Genomic DNA, 21541 nt, shown 5'->3' on the forward strand with positions numbered 1-21541 from the left:
CTACGGGGACCCGTTCCCCGAGGTCTCCGGCACGGGACACGCGCGGGACGCCCCGTCCGGTTGCGGGAGGGGCGGGACCGGCGGCGGCGAAGGCGCGGGGATCGTGACGCGGGCCCGGGTCGCCTCGCGGGCCAGGGCGCGGCCGCGCAGCCGCAGGATCTGGGTGATGCCCAGCGCCTCCAGCACGAACACCGTCGAGAAGGCGATGCGGTAGTCGTCCCCGGTGGCGTCGAGCAGGATGCCCACCGCGAGGAGCGTCGTCATGGAGCCGATGAAACCGCCCATGTTGGTGATGCCGGAGGCCGTTCCCTGACGTTCCGGCGGATTGGCGGGCCGGGCGAAGTCGAAGCCGATCATCGACGCCGGACCGCATCCACCCAGCACCAGGCACAGCGTGACCAGCAGCCACATCGGCGCCCGGTCACCCGGGTAGGCCAGGACCGAACCCCACAGCAGCGCGGTCACCCCGACGGTGCCCAGCGCGAGCGGGATCCGGGAGGACTGGCGGCGGCCGATGATCTGGCCGTAGACCAGCCCGAGCGCCATGTTCGAGGCGACGACCAGCGTCAGCAGCCCGCCCGCGGTGGTCCGCGACAGGCCCTGCGCCTCCACCAGGAACGGCATGCCCCACAGCAGCAGGAAGACCATCGCCGGGAACTGCGTCGTGAAGTGCACCCACAGTCCGAGCCGGGTGCCGGGCTCGCTCCAGGACTCCTTGATCTGGCGGCGTACGAAGCCGCGCCCGCCCCGCGCCCGGGCCGGGGGCGGCTCGTGCCCTTCGGGGTTGTCCCGCAGGAACAGCACCAGCGGCACCAGGACGACCAGCCCCGCCACCGCGCTGCCCGCGAAGGCCGCCGTCCAGCCGACCCCGTGCAGGACGGGCGCGAGGACGAGGGTGGAGACGAGGTTGCCCGCCATGCCGACCAGGCCGGCGAGCTGGGCCATCAGCGGGCCGCGCCGGGCCGGGAACCAGCGGGTGCCGAGCCGCAGTACGGATATGAAGGTCATCGCGTCGCCGCAGCCCAGCAGCGCGCGGGCGGCGAGCGCCATCCCGTACGAGGGCGAGAGCGCGAAGCCGAGCTGGCCGATGGTGAAGAGCGTCGCGCCCAGGGTCAGCACCTTCTTGGTGCCGAGCCGGTCCACCATCAGGCCGACGGGGACCTGCATGCCCGCGTAGACGAGGAGTTGGAGGAGCGAGAACGTGGCGAGGGCGGAGGCGCCCACGTGGAAGCGGTCCGCGGCTTCGAGGCCGGCCACGCCCAGGCTGGTACGGAAGATCACCGCGACGAAGTAGACGGCGACTCCGATGCACCAGACGGCGACGGCCCGGCGCCCGCCCGGCGGGTCCTTCGGCAGCCCGGTCACCGGCCCTGCCCCCGCACCAGCGCCTCGACCCGGCCGATGTGGCCGCGCACGGCCGCCGCGGCCGTGTCCGCGTCCCCGGCGCGCAGCGCGTCGAGGATCTCGGTGTGCTCGGTCAGCGTCCGCTCCAGCCGCTCGGGGTGGGCGTGCAGCACGGCGACGCCCATCCGCAGCTGCCGGTCGCGGAGCTGGTCGTAGAGCCGGCCCAGGATCTGGTTGCCGGTGGCGGCCACGATCTCGGCGTGGAAGGCCCGGTCGGCGGCCGTCATCGCGGGGAGGTCGCCCGCGGCGGCGTGGCGGCGCTGCTCCTCGATCAGTCCGGCGAGCCGGTCGAGCAGGCCGGGTGGCGCCGGGACGGCCCTGCGTACGGTGAACTCCTCGATCAGCAGCCGGGTTTCGAGGACGTCGTTGATCTCCTGCGCGGAGACCGGCAGGACCAGCGCGCCCTTCTTCGGGTACAGCTTCAGCAGCCCCTCGGTCTCCAGCCGCAGCAGCGCCTCGCGGACGGGGGTGCGGGACACCCCCACGGCCTCGGCGAGTTCGCCTTCGGTGAGGAGGGTGCCGCCTTCGTAGCGGCGGTCGAGCACGCCCTGCTTGACGTGCTGGTAGACGCGTTCGGCGGCGGTTGCGGGGGTGGTGGCGGGGGCGGCGCTCGTGACCGCGGCGGCTGGCATGCGCACAGCATAGATACAACAGGGGTGCAAGCCGGGCGCCGTCCAGGATGCGGACGCCGCCGCGCCTCGCTGCATCGAAGGGTGTAGCGGGGCTTCGTCCACCGGCAGGACGTACCGGGCCGCGCCCGCCGGGACCCTGAAGTCATGGCCGACACACTCCTCGCCGGCGCGGACCGCACGACGGCCGCCCGGCTGCCGCTCCTCGACGTCCTGCGGGGCGCCGCCGTCCTCGGCACGCTCATGACCAACGTCTGGATCTTCGCCTCCCCCGGCTCGGAGTGGAGCGTCCTCCAGGGCGGGCTCACCTCGCCCGACCCGGTCGCCGACCCCTCCGCCGCCACCGTCGCGGAGAGCGTCTTCCGCTTCCTGGCCGACGGGAAGTTCCTGTCGCTGCTCACGATCCTGTTCGGGGTGGGCCTGGCCATCCAGTACGACTCCGCCGCGCGACGGGGCGAGCCCTGGCCGGGGCGCTACCCGCGCCGGGCCGCCTTCCTCTTCCTGGAGGGCACCGTCCACTTCCTGCTCGTCTTCGCCTGGGACGTACTGATGGGGTACGCGGTCACCGCGCTCCTCGTCGCCTGGCTCCTGGCCCGTTCGGAACGGGTGCGGCGGGTGGCCCTGTGGACGGCCGCGGGGGTGCACCTGACCCTGGTCGGGCTGGTGACCCTGGGGGACCTGGCCAAGCCGGACTCCGGCCCGAAGGCCCCGGACCCCGAGGCCGTGCGGCTGTACGCACACGGCGGCTGGGGCGATCAGATCGCCTTCCGGCTCGACCACTTCGCCGCCCTGCGCATCGAGCCCGTCTTCTCCTTCGGGCTGCTCGTCTCCCTCTTCCTCCTCGGGGTCCGGCTGCACCGCGCCGGCGCCTTCACCCCGACCGCCGCCGGACGGCGCGTCCGCGTCCGGATGGCCGTCTGGGGGCTGGGCCTCGGGCTGCCGCTGGGCGCGGCGGCGACCCTCGGCGGCCAGGACTTCTTCGTGCTGGGTCGCTACGGCATCGCACCGCTGATCGCGGTCGGGTACATCGGCCTGATCGGCACCGCCCTCGACCGTTTCGCGGTGCCCGGCGCGAAGGCGCTCGGCTCCGTGGGGCGCACCGCCCTGTCCTGCTACGTCGCCCAGAACCTGCTCTGCGTGCTGCTCTGCTACGGCATCGGCCTGGGCCTGGCCGAGCGCCTCGGCGGCAGCGGCCCCTGGTGGGTGATGGGCCTGTGGGCGGTGGTGTCCCTCGCGCTGGTCGCCGGCTCGGGGCTGTGGCTGCGCCGCTTCGAGCGGGGCCCGCTGGAATCCGTACAGGGGTGGGCGCTCAGGAGGCGGTGACCTCCACGACCTCCACCTCCAGGACGAACTCGTCGTACGGGGCCTCCTGCGGGTACGGCGGCCGGACCTGCGCGAAGCGGATCCGGGCCCGCCCGCCGGGGCACCGGCCCCGGACCACGTACGTCCGTTCCAGGGCGGCCCCCGGCGCCGCCCGCACGGGGGCGTGCGGGGCCTCGGTCACCGAGACGGCGTCCTCGTCGCCGGTGACCTGCCAGGTCCACACGTACCCGCGCGCCCCGCGCCCCGCGAGCCTCAGCTCGTACGACTCGCCGGCCGCGAGCGCGACCTCGCGCACCTCCACCCGCCACGCCCTTCCGTCTCCGGCCCCGAGGCCTCACACGGGGCCGATCACCGACCCCTCGTGCCAGCCCGTCCCGTCCCGCCAGTAGTGCTGGAGGGTTCGGTCGGTGCGCAGCACGATCACCTCCAGGTTGAACCCGAAGCTGCCCTGGAGCATCCCGGTGACCGAGGTGACGTCGTGCCCGAAGACGGCGCTGCGGGTCCAGGGCGCGCCGGAGGCGTTCCCCCGCCACCAGTGCTCGACGCGGCCGCCGGCCACGGCCACGCACAGCTCGTAGTTCCCGGCCGTGTCCTCGTCGGCGGCTCCGTACTGGGCCTCGATCAGGCAGGGCGCGGAGACGGCCGCCGTACCGCTGCCGAAGACCTCCCCGGCCCGCCAGACGAAACCGTTCGGGTCGTCGCGCCACCACAGCTGCATCCGGCCGTCGGTGCGGGCGGCGACCAGGTCGAGCCGGCGGCCGCGGGTCTGGACGAGCGCCGGACCGTAGTGGGCGATGTCGGAGGCGAAGCGGCCGCCGTCGTTCCACGTCCAGGGGGCGCCGTTGATCCGCCACCAGTGGTTCAGGCGGCCGTCGGCGGTCCGGACGACGACCTCGAAGTTGCCCGGCTTGCCGTAGTCGCTCTGGATGAAGGCGGGCGTCGACCCGATCGCCGCGTCGCCCGGCCCGAAGGCGCCGCCGTCGCGCCAGACGCGGGCCGACTGCTCGTAGTACCAGTGGCGCAGCCGGCCGCCCGTGGTGACGTGCAGGGACTCCATGTTGCGGTTGTAGGTGGTGCCGGTGAAGGCGGGCTGGCCGGAGGCGTCGTTCGCGAAGATGCCCCCGCGGGCCCAGAGGAAGGGAGAGTCGCCGTCGCGCCACCAGTGCTGGAGGCGGCCGCCCGTGGTCGTCCCGAGCAGCTCGAAGTTGCGGTGGGCGCGGCCGTTGCCGCTCTCGTAGACGTTGCCCGCGTGCAGGCGGCGCTTGCTCCAGGGGTCGATGTTGGTGCCGCGCAGACCGCACTTGGCCCAGTGGTCGATGTTGACCTCGCCGTACGCGATCCGGCCGTAGCCGCCCACGTGGTAGCCGGTCCCCCAGGAGTTCTTGAACAGCCAGCAGCCGGCCGCGTCGTCGTACCCGACGATCAGCACGCAGTGCCCGCCGGCCAGGTGGTCGCTGGTGCGGTGGTAGACGCCCGCCCCCAGCGCGAAGAAGTCGTCGTACACGTCGAAGCAGGCGGTGAGCGGGCCGACCGTGTCCAGCCAGACCTTCTGCTGCTCGACGTCGCCGAGGCGTACGTAGTCGGTGATCCGGACGGTCCGCCCCGAACGGTCCCAACTGGGCGTGTACTCGGCCCGCCAGGCGTCCCGGCGGGAGGCGGGCAGCCCGTCCGGCGGGACGCTGTACGGCCAGCAGTCCGGATCGGCGAGACCGCCGTTGTCCCTGACCCAGTCGAGCGCGGTCTCGGGGTTGGAGCCCTGCCCGCAGCTGAACCGCAGACCGTCGTGCACGTCCCCTTCGGAGCGCTCCGCCCACACCCCGTGCTCGATGCGGGCCATCGACTCCACCAGGCCGGCCGCGCCGAAGGCCCAGCAGGAGCCGCACGGGTTCTGGTCCTTGACCTTGGTGATCCACGGCCATCCCCAGCGGCTGCGCCAGTCGACGGCGGCGGGCCGGGCGGCGGCCGTGGTCGGCGCGCCCGGGATCAGCCCGTGGGCGGCGCGGCGCCGGGTCAGGTGCGCGTTGCCGCTCGCGTGCCCGATCAGCTGCCGCAGGTCGACCGGGCCCACGTCCTCGGCGGGCGTCAGGTTCGCCCCCGGCTCCAGACCGAGCGAGGGCCTCGGTACGGGCTCCTCGTCGGCCAGGTGTTCCAAGACCGACCACCGCGCCCCGCGCGACGCGAGCCGCGCCCTCAACTCCCCTGCGGACCGGATGTGTTCCTCCGGCATGACGCCCCCCAACCGCAACCGTTCGAATGCCAGACCCGGGAGCGTCCCCCCGGGCACGGGGAGCGTCAAGGGGGTCCGCGCGGTCGCGCGGGGGCACACGGGGGCACGTGCGCGGCAGGGCCGACCGCGAAGCCCGCATTCGTCCGGCGGCGCTCGGCCGTGGCCGCGTCACGCGTCCAGGGAGAGCCCGTTCTTGGCCCGGTCGACGGATTCCGCCGAGGCCGGGCCGCCCGGGTTCTCCGTGGCCAGGGCCTGGTTGGCGGTGACGAACGGGCGCATCCGGCGCTCGTAGTCGGCGTACGCGGTGTGGTGGTCGCCGGCTGCCCGGGCGAGGCAGTCCGCGAGGACGTACGCGCCGACCAGGGCCAGGCTGGTGCCCTGCCCCGAGAGCGGGGACGGGCAGTAGCCGGCGTCCCCGAGCAGGGTGACCCGGCCCTTCGACCACTCGTCCATGCGGATCTGGGCCATCGCGTCGCAGTAGAAGTCGGGCGCCCTGCGCGCGGCGTCGGCCAGCCGCGCCCCTTCCCACCGCAGGGCCTCCAGCCTGCCGACGACGCGCTCCCGCAGGGCCGCGCGCTCGCGCAGCCCGGCCGGGAGCGGGCCGGACTCGAAGCCGAAGGCCACCCGGAGCTCGGTGTTGTCGCGTACGGGCATGATGCCGAACCCCGCGTCGCCGTCGCGCAGCCACATCTGCCAGTCGTCCAGGTCCAGGAAGTTGTCGGTGCCGAACACGGAGAGGTAGCTGCCCAGGTGGTGGGTGAACCGCTCCTCGGGGCCGAAGGCGAGGCGCCGGACGGTGGAGTGGAGTCCGTCGGCCCCGACGACGAGGTCGAAGGTGCGGGACGCGTGGTGCGCGAAGTCGACCCGCACCCCCGTCCCGTCCTCTTCGAGCGAGGTGACGGTGTCGCCGAAGAGGTACTCGACGTCCGCGCGGGTGTGTTCGTACACCATCCGCACCAGGTCCTCGCGCAGCACCTCGATGTCCTCGCCGTCGAGCCGCCCGCTGCTGAAGGTGGCCTCGGTGGAGCGGTCGACCTCGTTGCCCTCCGGGTCGAGGATCGACATGCCGCGCATCCGGGTGCGGACGCCGCTCAGCCGCTCCAGCAGGCCCATCCGGTCCACGACGTCGAGCGCGACACCGCGGATGTCCACGGCCTGGCCGCCGGGTCGCGGGCCCTCGGCGCGTTCGACGACGGTGGGCCGGAAGCCGTGGTGGCGCAGCCAGTGGGCGAGCACGGGTCCGGCGATTCCGCCGCCTGAGATGAGTACGGTCCGCATGGTGTTCCCCTTCGTCGTCACGGCTGTTCGTACGCTGTACGCAAGCTGACCGTACGACGCACGCACACCCCGCTCAACTGGGCAAACTGCCGCGCTGTACTAGTTCAGTTACCGGGCGGACCGGATCGCCGCTGCTACGCTCTGCACTAGTACAGGAGGGGAAGGCGGCGGAACGTGACGAAGGCCACAGGCGCAAGGGGCCCGGCGGGAGATCCGCCGTACCTCCGCATCGTCGCCGAGATCCGCAGGCGCATCGCCGAGGGCGAGCTCGGCCCCGGGGACCCGGTCCCCTCGACCCGGCGGATCGCGCGCGAGTGGGGGGTCGCGCTCGCCACCGCCACCAAGGCGCTGACCACCCTCCGTCTGGAGGGACTCGTCGAGACCCGGCCCCGGACCGGCACGGTCGTCGCCGGAACCACGACCGCTCCCCGGAGGCGTCCCTCACCCGCCCCGGACCCTGAAAGGGAGTTGAGCCTCGACCGCATCGTGCGGACCGCCGTCGACATCGCCGACGCCGAGGGGCTCGCCGCGCTCTCCATGCGCGGGATCGCGGCCCGGCTCGGGGTCGCGCCGATGTCGACGTACCGGTACGTTCCGAGCAAGGAGGACCTCGTCCTGCTCATGGCCGACGCGGCGTTCGGCGAGGAGTCCTACCCGGCCGAGGCGCCCGGGGACTGGCGCGCCCGCATCGAACTGAGCGGGCGGACCCTGTGGCGCCTGTACCGCAGGCACCCGTGGCTGGCACAACTCGGCTCCCTCACCCGCCCGTTGCTCGTGCCGAACCTGATGGTCCACGGCGAGTGGGTGCTGGGCGCGCTCGACGGGCACGGCCTCGACCCGGAGACGGTGTTCGACATCCACGTGCTGCTCTACAGCCACGTACAGGGTCTGGCGGCGCACCTGGAGACGGAGGCGCAGGCGGAGGCCACGACGGGCCAGTCGGAGGAGCAGTGGATGGACAGCCGCGCCGGCGCGCTCGGGGACCTCGTGGCCTCCGGCCGCTTCCCGGTGTTCGCCAAGGTCGTCGGCTCCTTCGAGGACGGCTACGACCTGCGGCTGGACAAGCTCTTCGAGTTCGGTCTGAGGGCCCTCCTGGACGGTCTGACCCCCGTCATCGAGGGGCGATGACGGGGGTCGGAGGGACCGGACGAATCAGCCGTGTCAGCCCTGGGTGAAGTAGCCCAGCAGGTCGGTGATCACGTGCGTCGGACCGCCCCAGGGGCCGTTGTAGACGCTGATCTTTCCGTCCCCGACCGGGGTCGTCACGTGGTTCGGGACCGTGACCCCCGGCAGGGTGTTGAGGCTGCTCGCGTCCGGACGGGCCGCCCCGAAGCCGTACGCCGTCAGGTAGCCCGCACCGGCGGACTCGGTCGCCGTCAGGTTCACGACGGCGCCCACCGCACCGGCCGGCACGCCCGCCGCCGTCGCGGTGGCGCCCGCGGCGAGCCTGCCCGTGTCCCGGGTGTCGGCCAGACGCTTCGGCACGACCGGCGTGAAGAGGGCCTTGCCTTCCTTGCCGTAGAAGCCCACCACGTCGACGACCAGGTGCGTCGAACCCCAGTGGTTGTAGAGGGTGATGGTGCCGTTCGGGCCGACCGGGACGATGACCTGGTTCGACTTGGCCTTGCCCGGCTCCGGGTTCAGGTTCGAGGTCGCCGGCCGCTTCGCCGGATCCGGGTACGCCGTCACGAACGTGCCGGCCGTCGTGTCCGTGCTGGTCAGGTTGAGCGCGACCGCACTCGCACCGGCCGGGATGCCGGCCGCGCCCGCGACCTTCACCGTACGGGTCTGACCGGCGCCCAGCGCGCCGCCCGCCTCACGGGTGTCCGCGAGCCGCGTCGGGCTGACCGGGCTGAACCTCTGCCCGATGTTCGGCTGGTAGTAGCCGACGAAGTCGACGATCACGTCGGCCCGGCCCGCGTTGAGCGTGAAGAACGCCTGCCCGAACTCACTGGCCGGGACCGTCACCGTGTTGGACACGGTGCCGCCCGCGCGGACGTTGAGGTTCGAGGTCGTCGGACGCTCCGTGTAGTACGGCGTCGCCGCGAGGAAGGCGTCCTGGGTGGCATGGGTGACGGTCACGTTGAGGACCACGGAGGCCATGGAGCCGGACATGACGTGCCCCGGCACGTTCAGGCCGACGGGCAGGTTCATTCCGTGCGGCACACCGGCCATCAGCGGGCCCGAGGTCCGCGTGTCCATCAGGCGGAACGGCTCGGTCGCCACGTACCCGGACGCCGCGTAGTCGACCTTGACCGGCTTGGTGACCTTGGACCGGGCGCCCTTGACGTCCACGAGGGACAGCGTCACCTGGTACTCGCCCGGCGTGTTGTAGGTGTGCCGGACGCTGCCCAGCTTGTCGTCCCGGGCGGACGTGGTGCCGTCACCGAAGTCCACGGTGACCGTCTCGACCGGCCACGGCGTCGCCGAGGCGGCCGTGTCGACGGCGACGGTGAGCGGCCTGGTGCGGTCGATCGGGTCGTCCGAGGTCGGCAGGACCGGCGCCGAGGCGAAGTTCGCGGTCAGCGGGACGGCCGGAGTCGCCTTGACCGGCTGCTCGGTGAAGACCCGCTTGCCGACGGCGTTGACCGCCGCGACCTTGATCACGTAATCGCCCGGCTTCGTGTACGCGTGCTGGGCGAGGCCGTGCGGCCCGGTGCCCTGCTTGGTGACGACCGGGGCCGTCCCGTCGCCGAAGTCGACCTCGTAGGTCATCGTGCTGGACCAGTTGCTGTTCGAGACGGCCTGGACCTCCACCGCGGTCCCGACCGGGGCGTACGTCCGGTCGACGGACATCCAGACCTGGCTCAGGCCGTCCTGGAGCTCGTAGGCACCGCGGTCGAGGTACCCGCCGTCCTTCCCGGTGTTGGGAGCACCTGGATCGTCGGCGGTCGGGTTGCCGTGGAAGTCGGTCGGCAGCACGCCCGGCGCCGTCGGGTCGGCGGAGTCGACGGTCAGGGAGCCCTCCCACGCGCCGATGTTGTCGGCCGTCGGGGTGACGATGTCGTGCGCGCCCTGACCGGTGGCCGCCTCGAAGGACGCCCGGTCCTTGTAGGTGGTGCCCGACCAGCTGTACGGGGCGTTGACGATCAGGTTGTAGTCGGCCTTCGTGCCCGTCGTCGCGCTCTGTGCCACCGAGATGCCGGGGCGCGGGTCGGGCGTCGCGCAGCTGCTCGCGCCCTGGGGCACGAGCACGTTGTTGAACACCCCTGAACCGGTGGAGGCCCCGTCCACGGCAATGATCGGCCCGCAGAAGTAGCCGTACACCGTGTTGTTGGTGACGACGGTGCCGGGCGCGTCGGCCGCGCTGACCGGCGACCCGGTGGAGCCCGAGAGCAGGTTGCGGCTGATCACGGTCCGCTGGGCACCGCCCTCGACCCGGATGCCGACCAGGTTGCCGCGGCTGACGCGCACGTCCGAGCTCGCCTCGCCGACCACGAGGGCGGCGCCCTTGGGCCGGGAGGCGCGGATCCGGTCGAGTTCGACGTCGCTGGAACGGCTCACCTGGACACCCCCGTGGGTGAACAGACCGCGGACCACGACGTGGGAGGCACCGCTGATCGCCAGGCGCTTGTACGGAGTCAGGTCCACCTGGAGCCCGCCCGCCGCCGGGTCGGCGGCGAAGGTGATCGGCTTCCCCGGATCTCCGGAGCGGTCGACGACGACGTCCTCGTCGTACTGCTTGCCCGGCTTGATCAGCACCGTCTGACCCGGCGCCACGGCCTTGGCCGCCGCCGAGATGGTGCAGTACGGGACGGCCTGCGTGCCGGACCCCGAGTCCGAGCAGTTCGAGCCGTCCTGATTGTTCACGTACAGATGGGCCGGAGCGCCGGCGGCGGCCGCAGCGCCGGCCGGAACTCCGAGGAGGGTGACGAGACCTGCGGTGAGCAGGGCCGTCGCACGAGTGGGACGCACCAGAAGGAATTCCTTCGCGAAGAGAAGACGTGGAGACACGAAGGACCCTGCGGCGCCGCACGACTGGTAGACGTCCTGTTCCCCCAGCGACAGTCGGGCGCACGCGACCCCCCGCGTACTCGGATCATCATCACACCGTCCGAAAGTCGATGTCACCCCCATCGACCTGCGACGGCTACGGCAACTCCGCCCGCACCGCCTCCCACGCGTCCACCGCCCCCGCCAGCGGATCGCCGTCCGCGAGGTGCGGACGTACGAGAACCAGCCAGGGGATCAGGAATTTGATGCGCCTCAGGTGCAGGATCTCCGCGGCCGGCAGGTCACGCCACATCCGACCCCGCGCGGCGGCCTGCGCCGGGGTCAGGTCGATCAGCGCCAGCAGCTCCCGGCACAGCTCCACCGGGTCGCCCCCGCGTTCAGGGCCCGGCCCCGGGCCGAAGGTGCGGATCAGGTAGCCGCGTACGTAGGCCACTTCGGGCGCCCTGACGAGGTCACTCGTCCCCTCGGCCCGTGCGCAGCGGTACACCGCGGCCAGCGCCACCCGGCCCCAGCGCAGCCGGATGCCGTCCGACAGGCCCTCGTCCTGCATGCGCGAGCCGGCCATGACGCGCAGGGCGCGCGGCGCGGGCTCGTCGAGCAGCGGCGGATCGGTGACCAGCCAGGCCTCCAGGTCGGCGAGCGCGTGCCCGTCGGGCGGTACGGAGGTGAGCACCTGACCGCGGCTGAGCAGCCCGACCACGGCCCCCGTGAGGCGGACCGTCGCGGTGTGCCCGGCGTCGAAGGAACCGACGGGCCGCCCGTACCGCTCGATCCCGCGCAGCCAGAGTCGGAGCTCCCCCACCGCGTAGACCTGCCCGGCCCGCGCGATCCCGCCGACGCAGCGGACGACGCAGACCCCGCCCGTGACGTCGGCCTCCTCGACGGAGTACACCTGCAGTTCGGCGAATGGCACCCCGACCCCCCTTCGGGTCGGAGGCTACCGGGCGCGGCTCAAGCCCCGGAGGGCTCCTCCAGGACGAGTCGGATCTCCGTGACCTCGTACCCCGCGCGGTCGAACGCGGCGGCCATCGGGGCGTTGACCGTGTCCGTGGTCGCGGTGATCCGCTCGGCGCCCTCGGAGGCGTGGAAGCGGGTGATCTCGGCCAGGATCTCGTCGATCAGGCCCCGGCCGCGCTGCTCCGGTACGACGCCCAGGTAGCCGACGTTGCGGTGGTACGGGGTCGCCGAGGGGATCGCCATGCCCGCGAGCGTGCCGTCCGGGAGGTCGGCCAGCCGCCACCAGGAGCGCTCGCCGGGGCAGTCGAGGTAGAACGCGACGTCCTCGCGGGCCAGTTGCTCCGCGTCCATCGACCGCAGCTCGGCCTGGGTGTGCAGGTCGAGGCTGCCCGAGGACAGCCGGGCGAAGGCGTCCAGGAACTCCTCGTCGGTGCCCTCGCGGAAGACGAGCCGACCGGTGGGCTCGGGGGCGCCGGCCTCCGGGGTCCACTCGTAGCGCAGCCGCTCGATCCCGCTCGTCAGGCCGACCGTGCCCGCGGCCTCCGTGCGCCAGGCGACCGCCGCGGCCAGCTCCGGGTCGGTGCGCCAGTCGCGGGGCAGCGACATGTTGTAGATCGGCAGGTTCCCGAAGGCGGCGTGGGCGGCGGCGAGCAGCCCGGCGGCGACGGCGGCCGGGTCGGCCACCGAGGTACGCACCTGGAGGCAGTCGAGGGCGACGGGCCGCTCGCTGTCGGCGCGCCCCCACCACAGGGCGCGGGCGAGGACCTCTCCGTCCTCGTCCTCGGCGAACCAGATCCACTCGGCGCGGAACCGGTTCTCGGCGAGCTCCTCACGGATCCGGTCGGCGGTCAGGGGGGCGACGGGGCCGTCGGCCGGGTAGGCGAGGGCGCGGTCGATGTCTGCGGGGTCTGCGGTGGCAGCGCGGAAGAGCATCCGGCGATGATCACACGACCGTATGGCGCCGGCCGGCGATTTACTCCTCGGGACAGGACGCCGACGGCCGGCCTCCCGGGAAGGAGACCGGCCGTCGGCCGTCGCGTCGTGCGTGCCGCTACGCCCAGGTGATCAGGCGGCGCGGGTGTTCCAGGACCGCCGCGATGTCGGCGAGGAACTTGGAGCCGAGTTCGCCGTCGATGAGGCGGTGGTCGAACGACAGGGCCAGGGTGGTGACCTGACGCGGCTTCACCTTGCCCTTGTGGACCCACGGCTGGAGCTTGATCGCGCCGACCGCGAGGATCGCGGACTCGCCGGGGTTCAGGATGGGCGTACCGGTGTCGACGCCGAAGACGCCGACGTTGGTGATGGTGATGGTGCCGTTCTGCATGTCGGCCGGGGAGGTCTTGCCGTCGCGGGCCGTGGCGACCAGCGAGGACAGGGACTCCGAGAGCTCGCCGAGCGTCTTGGCGTGGGCGTCCTTGATGTTCGGGACGATCAGCCCGCGCGGAGTGGCCGCCGCGATGCCCAGGTTGACGTAGTGCTTGAGCACGATCTCCTGGGCCGCCTCGTCCCAGGACGCGTTGACGTCCGGGTTGCGGCGGATGGCCACCAGGACGGCCTTGGCGATCAGGAGCAGCGGGTTGATCCGCAGACCGGCGAGGTCCGGGTCGTCCTTGAGCTCCTGGACCAGCTTCATCGTGCGGGTCACGTCGAGGGTGATGAACTCGGTGACGTGCGGCGCGGTGAAGGCGGAACCGACCATGGCCTGGGCGGTGACCTTGCGGACGCCCTTGACGGGGATGCGGGTCTCCCGCGCCGACGGCTCGACCGCGAGGGCCGGGGCCGGGGCGGCCTGGACGGTCTCGGCCGGAGCCTGCGCCGCCGCGGCGGCCGGTACGGCCTGCGGGACGATGGCCGCGGCGGCCGCCGCGTGGACGTCCTCACGGGTCACGACCCCGCCGTCGCCGGTGGGGACGACGGCCGCCAGGTCGATGCCGAGGTCCTTGGCGAGCTTGCGCACGGGCGGCTTGGCCAGCGGACGTTCGCCGGCCGGCTGCGCCGGGACCGCGGGGAGCACCGGGACGGCCGGGGCGGCCGCGGGAGCGGTGGCCGGAGCCGTGCCGTTCTGCGCGGGCGCACCCGCCACCGCCTTGCGCGGGCGGCGCTTGGTGGAGGCGGTGGAGACGCCGTAGCCGACCAGGACGGGCTGGCGCGCCTCGGCGGCCGGCTCCTCGGCGGCGGGCGCGGCGGCAACCGGGGCAGCGGCCGGGACGGCCTCCGCGGCCGGGGCCTCGGCGGCGGCGTCGCCACCGGCGGTCTGCACCGAGATGATCACCTGGCCGACGTCGACGGTGACGCCCTCCTCGAAGAGGAGCGCGTGCACGACGCCGTCGAAGGGGATCGGCAGCTCGACGGCCGCCTTCGCCGTCTCGACCTCGCAGACGACCTGCCCGTCGGTGACGGTGTCACCCGGCTGGACGTACCACTTGAGGATCTCGGCCTCGGTGAGGCCCTCGCCCACGTCGGGCATCTTGAATTCGCGGATGGTCATGAACGTGGCTCCTCAGTACGCCAGCGAGCGGTCGACGGCGTCGAGCACCCTGTCCAGGCCCGGCAGGTACTCGTCCTCCAGGCGGGCCGGCGGGTACGGGGCGTGGAAACCGCCCACGCGCAGCACCGGCGCCTCCAGGTGGTAGAAGCACCGCTCCGTGATGCGGGCGGCGATCTCCGCGCCCGTCCCCAGGAACACCGGAGCCTCGTGGACGACCACGAGCCGGCGGGTCTTCTCCACCGAGACCTGCAGCCCGTCGAAGTCGATCGGGGACATCGAGCGCAGGTCCACGACCTCCACCGACTTGCCCTCCTCGGCCGCGGCGGCCGCCGCCTCCAGGCAGACCTTCACCATCGGGCCGTAGGCCGCCAGGGTGACGTCCGAGCCCTCGCGCGCCACCCGCGCCTTGTGGAGCTCGTACGGGATGGCCTCGGTGTCGACCTCGCCCTTGTCCCAGTAGCGGCGCTTCGGCTCGAAGAAGATCACCGGGTCGTCGCTGAGGATCGCCTGCTGGAGCATCCAGTACGCGTCCGAGGCGTTCGACGGGGAGACCACCTTGAGGCCCGGCACGTGCGCGAAGAGCGCCTCGGGGGACTCGCTGTGGTGCTCGACCGCGCCGATGCCGCCCGCGTAGGGGATGCGCACGACGACCGGCATCTTGATCTTGCCGAGGGCACGCGCGTGCATCTTCGCGAGCTGCGTGACGATCTGGTCGTACGCGGGGAAGACGAACCCGTCGAACTGGATCTCCACGACCGGCCGGTAGCCGCGCAGGGCCAGGCCGATGGCGGTGCCGACGATGCCGGACTCGGCGAGCGGGGTGTCGATGACCCGCTCCTCGCCGAAGTCCTTCTGCAGGCCGTCGGTGATCCGGAAGACACCGCCCAGCTTGCCGACGTCCTCGCCCATGATCAGGACCTTCGGGTCCTGCTCCAGGGCCTTGCGCAGCGATTCGTTGAGCGCCTTCGCGATCGACATCTTCTCGACAGCCATCAGTGACCCTCCTCGAAGGACGCGAGGTAGGCGGCGAACTGGGCGCGCTCCTCGTCGACGAGCGCGTGCCCGTCCGCGTAGACGTTCTCGAAGATCGCCATGGTGTCGGGGTCGGGCATGGCGCGCACGACCTCGCGCACCCGCTTGCCCAGGGTCTCGCTCTCCGCCTCCAGCTCCTCGAAGAACGCCTCGTCGGCGCCCCCGGAGGCCAGCAGGTGGGCCTTCAGGCGCAGGATCGGGTCCTTGGCCTCCCAGGCCACCGTCTCCTCGTCCCGCCGGTACTTCGTCGGGTCGTCGGAGGTGGTGTGCGCGCCCATGCGGTACGTGAACGCCTCGACCAGGGTCGGTCCCTCTCCGCGGCGGGCCCGGTCCAGCGCCCAGCGGGTGACCGCGAGGCAGGCGAGGACGTCGTTGCCGTCGACGCGGACGCCCGGGAAGCCGAAGCCCTGGGCGCGCTGGTAGAGCGGTACGCGCATCTGGCGCTCGGTGGGCTCGGAGATCGCCCACTGGTTGTTCTGGCAGAAGAACACCACGGGCGAGTTGTAGACGGCGGAGAAGTTGAAGGCCTCCATCACGTCGCCCTGGCTGGAGGCGCCGTCGCCGAAGTAGGCGATGACCGCGGAGTCCGCGCCGTCCTTGGCCACACCCATCGCGTAACCGGTCGCGTGCAGCGTCTGCGAGCCGATGACGATCGTGTAGAGGTGGAAGTTGTTGCTGTTCGGGTCCCAGCCGCCGTGGTTCACACCGCGGAACATGCCGAGGAGGTTGGTCGGGTCGACGCCGCGACACCAGGCCACGCCGTGCTCGCGGTACGTCGGGAAGACGTAGTCGTCGCCGCGGAGCGCCCGGCCGGAGCCGATCTGCGCGGCCTCCTGGCCGAGGAGCGAGGCCCACAGGCCCAGTTCGCCCTGACGCTGGAGTGCGGTCGCCTCACCGTCGAAGCGGCGGGTGAGCACCATGTCGCGGTACAGCCCGCGCAGGTCCTCGGTGGTGATGTCGGCGACGAAGGAGGCGAACTCGGCGTTCGCCGCGTCGTCGACGCGAACCCCTTCGGGCGTCAGCAGCTGTACGAGCTGAGGTTCAGCGTCCTGCGTCTGCGCGGTGGCAGCGGCGGGCTTCGCGGCGCTTGCCGCGCCTGCCGCCCGCTTGGTGCCGCTGCTGCGTCGCGGCTTGCGCGCGGCAGTGCTCTCCACGGTCACTTGGTGCTCCTCCGTCGGTCCGGCACCCGGGTTCTCCGGGGTCCAGTGCGGCTCACCCGGATCCGTACCAGCGCACGGGGTGGGTGCGCTTCACGTACGGGATCAAGGCGTGACAGGTGCCCCGGCGAGTGCCCTGCGCAATGCACGTTACCCAGTGCGCCGCATAACTGCGAAACCCCGTTTGACCTGCGTTTTTGCTTGGATTTCCAAGTAAATCCGCAGTGGCGGGAACAACCACTGGTCACAGCCTTGCAGGGGCCGGGAACAACGGCACGTTATCCCGGGTAACTCCGGCAGGGAAGGGGTGAGTGTGTGAAACTGACTTCGTGCGCGAAGACGGAAAAATCAAGGTATTCCTCCTGGACGACCACGAAGTGGTACGTCGGGGTGTCCATGAGCTCTTGTCGGTCGAAGAGGACATCGAGATCGTCGGCGAAGCCGGTACGGCGGCGGACGCCCTGGTCCGCATCCCGGCCACCCGCCCGGACGTGGCCGTGCTCGACGTACGCCTCCCGGACGGCAGCGGCGTGGAGGTGTGCCGGGAGGTGCGCTCCCAGAACGAGGACATCAAGTGCCTGATGCTCACCTCGTTCGCCGACGACGAGGCGCTGTTCGACGCGATCATGGCCGGGGCCTCGGGTTACGTCCTCAAGGCGATCCGCGGGAACGAACTGCTCAGCGCCGTCCGCGACGTGGCGGCGGGCAAGTCCCTGCTGGACCCGGTGGCCACCGCCCGGGTGCTGGAGCGGCTGCGCGACGGCAAGAACGGCAAGGGCGACGACCGCCTGGCCAACCTCACCGAGCAGGAGCGCAAGATCCTCGACCTGATCGGCGAGGGCCTGACCAACCGCGTCATCGGAGAGCGGCTGCACCTGGCCGAAAAGACGATCAAGAACTACGTCTCCAGCCTGCTCTCCAAGCTGGGCATGGAGCGCCGCTCCCAGGCCGCGGCCTACGTGGCCCGTCTCCAGGCCGAGAAGCGGAACTGACCCCTCGCGGTCGGCCCTCGGCCGGTCACACGACGTGACGCCCCGCCGGCCCGTGGATTCCACGGGCGGGCCGTTCCATTCGGGACCAACGTCCCCGATCATGGGGGCGGCCTCCTCTTTCCGGCACGCTGTCGGTACCCGAGAGTGGGGGCATGTCACCGGAGGAACTCCACGCCATCGAACTGCTGCGCCAGGTGCCTTACGGCCGGGTCGCCACCAGCATGCGCGCGCTGCCCTTCCTCGCCCTCGCCCGCCACATCGTGGTGGACGGCAGGGTCGTCCTGAGAATGCACGCCGGCTTCGGCCATCACCAGGCCTGCAACGGCAGTGTGGTCGCCTACGGGGCGGACAACTTCAATTCCCGGGACCCCCGACTGTGGTCGGTGCAGTTCACCGGAACGGCCCGGATCGTCGAGCCGACCACGGCCGAACTGGAGCTTTTCGGTCCGGGTCCGCATTTCGTGGACGGAGAGGTCTTCGACCCCGTCTACATGCGCATCGAACCCCAGTTCGTGACCGTGCACTCGCTCGCCGGGAATCCGGACCGCGAATACCAGCACGCCCTCTGAACGCGCCGGCGTCCCCGCCTCCGGGTCCGGTTCCCGGGACTCCGCTATTGCGGATCGCTCACCGGGCCCGAGCCGCCGCCCTCGCTCTTCGTCGGCGTGGGCGGCGTCGGCGACGGGGTGGTCTTCGACGGCGTGGGCGACGGCGAAGTGCTCTTGGACTCCGAAGGGGACGGCGAGGCCGACGCCGACGGGGTGGTCGACGGGGTGCTGCTCGGCGTCCGGCTGCGCGTCGGGGCGAGCGAGGACTCGTTGAACGAGGGCGTGTTCTCCGGAGTCTGCTGCGACGGCGGGTTCGCCGACGCCCCGGGGGTGTTCTGCTGGCCGCCGGGCGAGCTCTGCTGGGTGACGGGGGCGTTTCCGCCCTCCTTCTTGGTCACGTTGTTGACGGCGTAGGCCACGCCGCCCGCGACCGCGATGATCGCCAGCACCGCGAAGAGCCACATCTTCCAGCGACCGCCGCCGCGGTCCTCGTAGCCGTCGTAGCCCCGGCCCGAGATGCCCGGACCACCGCCGGGGAAGGCGGAGCCGTCGTCCGGGTTCAGCCCCGGCACCATCGGCTGCTGGAACTGCGAGGTCATCGCGTTCGCGGCGTAGGCCGGCCGGCCGCCCGTGCCGCCCACGGGCATGGCCGTGGTCCGGTCCGCGCCGCCGCGGCCGTGCGGCAGCGCCATGGTGACCGGGCCCGTGTTCCAGGTGCCGGTGCCCGGGCCCTGGTCGTGCAGCATCTGGAGCGCGTACTGGACCAGCCCGCGCATCTCCTCGGCGCTCTGGAACCGGTCGTCCGGGTCCTTCGCGAGGGAGCGCATGACCAGACCGTCGAGCTCCGGCGGGATGTTCTGACCCTCCGGCAGCTGCGAGGGCGGCACCGGGGCGTCCTGCACGTGCTGGTAGACCACCGACAGCGGCGTCTCGCCGGTGAAGGGGGGCCGCAGCGCGAGGAGTTCGTACAGCAGGCAGCCGGTCGCGTACAGGTCGGAGCGGTGGTCCACGGCCTTGCCGAGGGCCTGCTCCGGCGACAGGTACTGCGGGGTGCCCATGACCATGCCGGTCTGGGTCATCGTCGACTGCGCACCGTGCAGGGCGCGGGCGATGCCGAAGTCCATCACCTTGACCGCGCCCGCGTCCGTGATGATCACGTTCGCGGGCTTGATGTCACGGTGCACGATGCCGTGCTGGTGCGAGTACGCGAGCGCCTCGAGCACGCCCGAGACGATGATGAGCGCCTGCTCGGGGCCCGGGGCGTCGGCGCTGATCAGCAGGTCGCGGATGGTGCGGCCCTCGACCAGCTCCATCACGATGTAAGGGACGGTGTTCGGGCCGACCCGGTCCTCGCCCGAGTCGTACACGGCGACGACGGCGTGGTGGTTCAGTCCGGCGACGGACTGCGCCTCGCGCGTGAAGCGGGCCTTGGACACGGGGTCCTCGGCCAGGTCGGCGCGGAGCAGCTTGACGGCGACGGTGCGGCCCAGGCGTACGTCCTCGGCGGCGAACACCTCGGCCATGCCGCCGCGGCCGAGCCGGTGCGTCATCCGGTAACGGCCGTCTCCCACCAGGCCGCCGGCGCCCCAGTGCTCAGGACCATCGGTCATCCCGGCGCCGTTTCCCTCGGGTTCGGGTGCCATCAGTCCTCGCCGTCGTCTCTCTTGGCCGCTGCTGGGCGGTAGTCCTCTTCTTTGTGCTCCGATGAACGCTACAGCCTCGAACCCGGTCACCGTTCGGACAAGTCGTCCTGTGGCAGGCCGGTCACAGAACGGGCCACTGGCTTGACTGGTGCTTGCCCTCCGGCAGACTGGGCCAGACATCGGCAGCTCGAGGGGAAGCAACAGTCATGAGCCAGGACGGCACTCAGGGCCGGTACGCAGGCGGTTCCCTGGCCCGTGGCCGTTACCAGCTACGGGATTTGCTCGGCGAGGGCGGCATGGCCGCGGTGTACCTCGCGTACGACACGGCGCTCGACCGCCAGGTGGCCATCAAGACCCTGCACACGGAGCTGGGACGCGAGCAGTCCTTCCGCGAGCGGTTCCGGCGCGAGGCCCAGGCTGTAGCGAAACTGTCGCACACCAACATCGTCTCGGTCTTCGACACGGGTGAGGACGAGTTCGAGGGCTCGCTCATGCCGTACATCGTCATGGAGTACGTGGAGGGGCAGCCGCTCGGCTCCGTGCTCCAGGCGGACATCGCGCAGTACGGGGCGATGCCGGCGGACAAGGCGCTGAAGGTGACGGCCGACGTGCTGGCCGCCCTGGAGACCAGCCACGACATGGGGCTCGTCCACCGCGACATCAAGCCCGGCAACGTGATGATGACCAAGCGCGGCGTGGTCAAGGTCATGGACTTCGGCATCGCCCGTGCCATGCAGTCGGGGGTCACCTCGATGACGCAGACCGGCATGGTCGTCGGCACCCCGCAGTACCTGTCGCCCGAGCAGGCGCTGGGTCGCGCGGTCGACGCCCGCTCCGACCTGTACTCGGTCGGCATCATGCTCTTCCAGCTGCTGACCGGGCGGATCCCGTTCGACGCGGACTCACCGCTGGCCATCGCGTACGCCCACGTGCAGGAGGAGCCGGTCGCTCCGTCCTCCATCAACCGCTCGGTGACCCCGGCGATGGACGCACTGGTGGCGCGCTCGCTCAAGAAGAACCCGAACGAGCGCTTCCCCTCCGCGGCCGCCATGGCGGACGAGATCGCCCGGGTGCTGTCGGCCGGGCAGACCGGGGCTCCGGTCATCGTCCAGGGCCTCGGTCCCACGAACAGCGGCGCGGGCGTCGGCTCGGCCGTGTTCCCGCCGCTGGACTCCGGCTTCCAGGCCCCGCCGCAGTCGGTGCAGCAGCCGTACCAGGCGCCGCAGACGGCCTCGCCGTACGGCCCGCCGACCCCGGCTCCGCAGCCGCAGACGCAGGGGGGCTACGCGTACCCGCACACGCCCCCGCCGCAGCAGTACGCGGCGCCGACCCCGCCGCCGTACACGATCTCGCCCTCGCAGTCCCAGTCGGGCGCGGGCGCCGGCTCGGGCGGCGGCAAGAGGAACATGCCGGTGGTCGTGGGCGCCATCGCCGTGGCCATGCTGGCGATCGGCGGCCTGATCGCGGTGATCGTCTCGAACGGCGACGACGACAAGAAGGACGCCAAGAACGTCGCGTCGCAGGGCACCTCCAGCGCCCCCTCCACCGTTCCCTCCGCCAAGGCCAGCACCAAGGGGCCGGACCCCTCGCGCACGATCGACCCGAAGCTGTGCAAGGAGCCGGTGAAGAGCTTCAGCGACGCCGGCAAGTACTCGGCGCCCGACCTGCGGTACAAGGACCTGAGGTCGGTCAAGGAGTGCATCCAGGCCTCGGGCGGCAAGTACGAGGTCGTCTACAAGGACGAGGCCGTGTACGGCAAGGACCAGGTGCTCGAACAGAACCCGCGCCCCGGGGACAAGATCGACAAGGAAGGCACCCAGTACACGCTGACCGTGTCGAGCGGCAAGCCGGAGTAGCCCACGCGTAGGTGACACTGCTCCACACCGGCATCCCGGGCACCCCGTTGGGG

The 21541-nt window shown here is 72.0% G+C and carries 17 protein-coding genes; 5 read left to right on the forward strand and 12 right to left on the reverse strand.

All coding sequences use genetic code 11. From position 1 onward, the window contains the following. Both ACFYZL_RS15250 and ACFYZL_RS15255 read right to left on the reverse strand, forming a co-directional pair. Positions 1–1356, reverse strand: coding sequence for a nitrate/nitrite transporter (locus tag ACFYZL_RS15250; protein WP_388679452.1), 1356 nt, complete (start codon positions 1354–1356; stop codon positions 1–3). 5 nt (positions 1357–1361) lie between these two features. After that, positions 1362–2036 (reverse strand): GntR family transcriptional regulator, encoded by a 675-nt coding sequence (locus ACFYZL_RS15255; RefSeq protein WP_384745929.1) that lies wholly within the window; start codon positions 2034–2036, stop codon positions 1362–1364. Positions 2037–2180: 144 nt separating this feature from the next. Here ACFYZL_RS15255 and ACFYZL_RS15260 point away from each other — a divergent pair, with 144 nt between their 5' ends. Then, the gene (locus ACFYZL_RS15260; protein ID WP_384745930.1) at positions 2181–3356 is read left to right on the forward strand and encodes a DUF418 domain-containing protein; all 1176 of its coding nucleotides are present in this window, start codon (positions 2181–2183) and stop codon (positions 3354–3356) included. Here ACFYZL_RS15260 and ACFYZL_RS15265 read toward each other — a convergent pair. From ACFYZL_RS15265 to ACFYZL_RS15275, 3 genes are all read right to left on the reverse strand, one after another. Further along, complete coding sequence (locus ACFYZL_RS15265; RefSeq protein ID WP_388679233.1) at positions 3343–3657, reverse strand: protease inhibitor I42 family protein; 315 nt, start codon at positions 3655–3657, stop codon at positions 3343–3345. The genes ACFYZL_RS15260 and ACFYZL_RS15265 overlap by 14 nt on opposite strands. A gap of 33 nt (positions 3658–3690) precedes the next feature. Continuing rightward, positions 3691–5583 (reverse strand): C1 family peptidase, encoded by a 1893-nt coding sequence (locus ACFYZL_RS15270; RefSeq protein ID WP_384745932.1) that lies wholly within the window; start codon positions 5581–5583, stop codon positions 3691–3693. Between the two features lie 168 nt (positions 5584–5751). Then, positions 5752–6861: an FAD-dependent monooxygenase gene (locus ACFYZL_RS15275; protein ID WP_388679237.1), complete on the reverse strand. Its 1110-nt coding sequence runs from the start codon at positions 6859–6861 to the stop codon at positions 5752–5754. A 174-nt stretch (positions 6862–7035) separates the two neighbouring features. Here ACFYZL_RS15275 and ACFYZL_RS15280 point away from each other — a divergent pair, with 174 nt between their 5' ends. Further along, positions 7036–7989 (forward strand): TetR/AcrR family transcriptional regulator C-terminal domain-containing protein, encoded by a 954-nt coding sequence (locus ACFYZL_RS15280; RefSeq protein ID WP_384745934.1) that lies wholly within the window; start codon positions 7036–7038, stop codon positions 7987–7989. Positions 7990–8022: 33 nt separating this feature from the next. Here ACFYZL_RS15280 and ACFYZL_RS15285 read toward each other — a convergent pair whose 3' ends face one another. The 6 genes from ACFYZL_RS15285 to pdhA form a co-directional block, all read right to left on the reverse strand. Further along, positions 8023–10776, reverse strand: coding sequence for a PKD domain-containing protein (locus ACFYZL_RS15285; protein ID WP_388679240.1), 2754 nt, complete (start codon positions 10774–10776; stop codon positions 8023–8025). A gap of 175 nt (positions 10777–10951) precedes the next feature. Continuing rightward, positions 10952–11728, reverse strand: coding sequence for a hypothetical protein (locus ACFYZL_RS15290; protein ID WP_384745936.1), 777 nt, complete (start codon positions 11726–11728; stop codon positions 10952–10954). Between the two features lie 38 nt (positions 11729–11766). Continuing rightward, positions 11767–12705, reverse strand: a complete 939-nt coding sequence (locus tag ACFYZL_RS15295; protein ID WP_388679243.1) for a GNAT family N-acetyltransferase — start codon at positions 12703–12705, stop codon at positions 11767–11769. A 118-nt stretch (positions 12706–12823) separates the two neighbouring features. Further along, the gene (locus ACFYZL_RS15300; RefSeq protein WP_388679246.1) at positions 12824–14260 is read right to left on the reverse strand and encodes a dihydrolipoamide acetyltransferase family protein; all 1437 of its coding nucleotides are present in this window, start codon (positions 14258–14260) and stop codon (positions 12824–12826) included. A 12-nt stretch (positions 14261–14272) separates the two neighbouring features. Then, positions 14273–15253, reverse strand: coding sequence for an alpha-ketoacid dehydrogenase subunit beta (locus tag ACFYZL_RS15305; RefSeq protein WP_384745939.1), 981 nt, complete (start codon positions 15251–15253; stop codon positions 14273–14275). Further along, a complete protein-coding gene (gene pdhA / locus ACFYZL_RS15310) occupies positions 15253–16452 on the reverse strand; it encodes a pyruvate dehydrogenase (acetyl-transferring) E1 component subunit alpha (protein ID WP_384745940.1) in 1200 nt (399 codons plus the stop codon). The genes ACFYZL_RS15305 and pdhA overlap by 1 nt, the downstream gene beginning before the upstream one ends. Positions 16453–16778: 326 nt before the next feature. Between pdhA and ACFYZL_RS15315 the strand changes: the two genes are divergently transcribed. Beyond that, entirely contained in the window at positions 16779–17441 is a 663-nt protein-coding gene (locus ACFYZL_RS15315) for a response regulator (RefSeq protein WP_384587384.1), read from the forward strand. Between the two features lie 152 nt (positions 17442–17593). Continuing rightward, positions 17594–18010 (forward strand): pyridoxamine 5'-phosphate oxidase family protein, encoded by a 417-nt coding sequence (locus tag ACFYZL_RS15320; protein WP_384745941.1) that lies wholly within the window; start codon positions 17594–17596, stop codon positions 18008–18010. Positions 18011–18054: 44 nt separating this feature from the next. Here ACFYZL_RS15320 and ACFYZL_RS15325 read toward each other — a convergent pair whose 3' ends face one another. Continuing rightward, entirely contained in the window at positions 18055–19599 is a 1545-nt protein-coding gene (locus ACFYZL_RS15325) for a protein kinase (RefSeq protein ID WP_388679252.1), read from the reverse strand. A gap of 239 nt (positions 19600–19838) precedes the next feature. Between ACFYZL_RS15325 and ACFYZL_RS15330 the strand changes: the two genes are divergently transcribed. Then, positions 19839–21488, forward strand: coding sequence for a protein kinase (locus ACFYZL_RS15330; RefSeq protein WP_388679255.1), 1650 nt, complete (start codon positions 19839–19841; stop codon positions 21486–21488). Positions 21489–21541: the final 53 nt, after the last annotated feature.

Origin of the sequence: Streptomyces sp. NPDC001717, from assembly GCF_042892775.1 — a bacterium.
Taxonomy (GTDB): domain Bacteria; phylum Actinomycetota; class Actinomycetes; order Streptomycetales; family Streptomycetaceae; genus Streptomyces.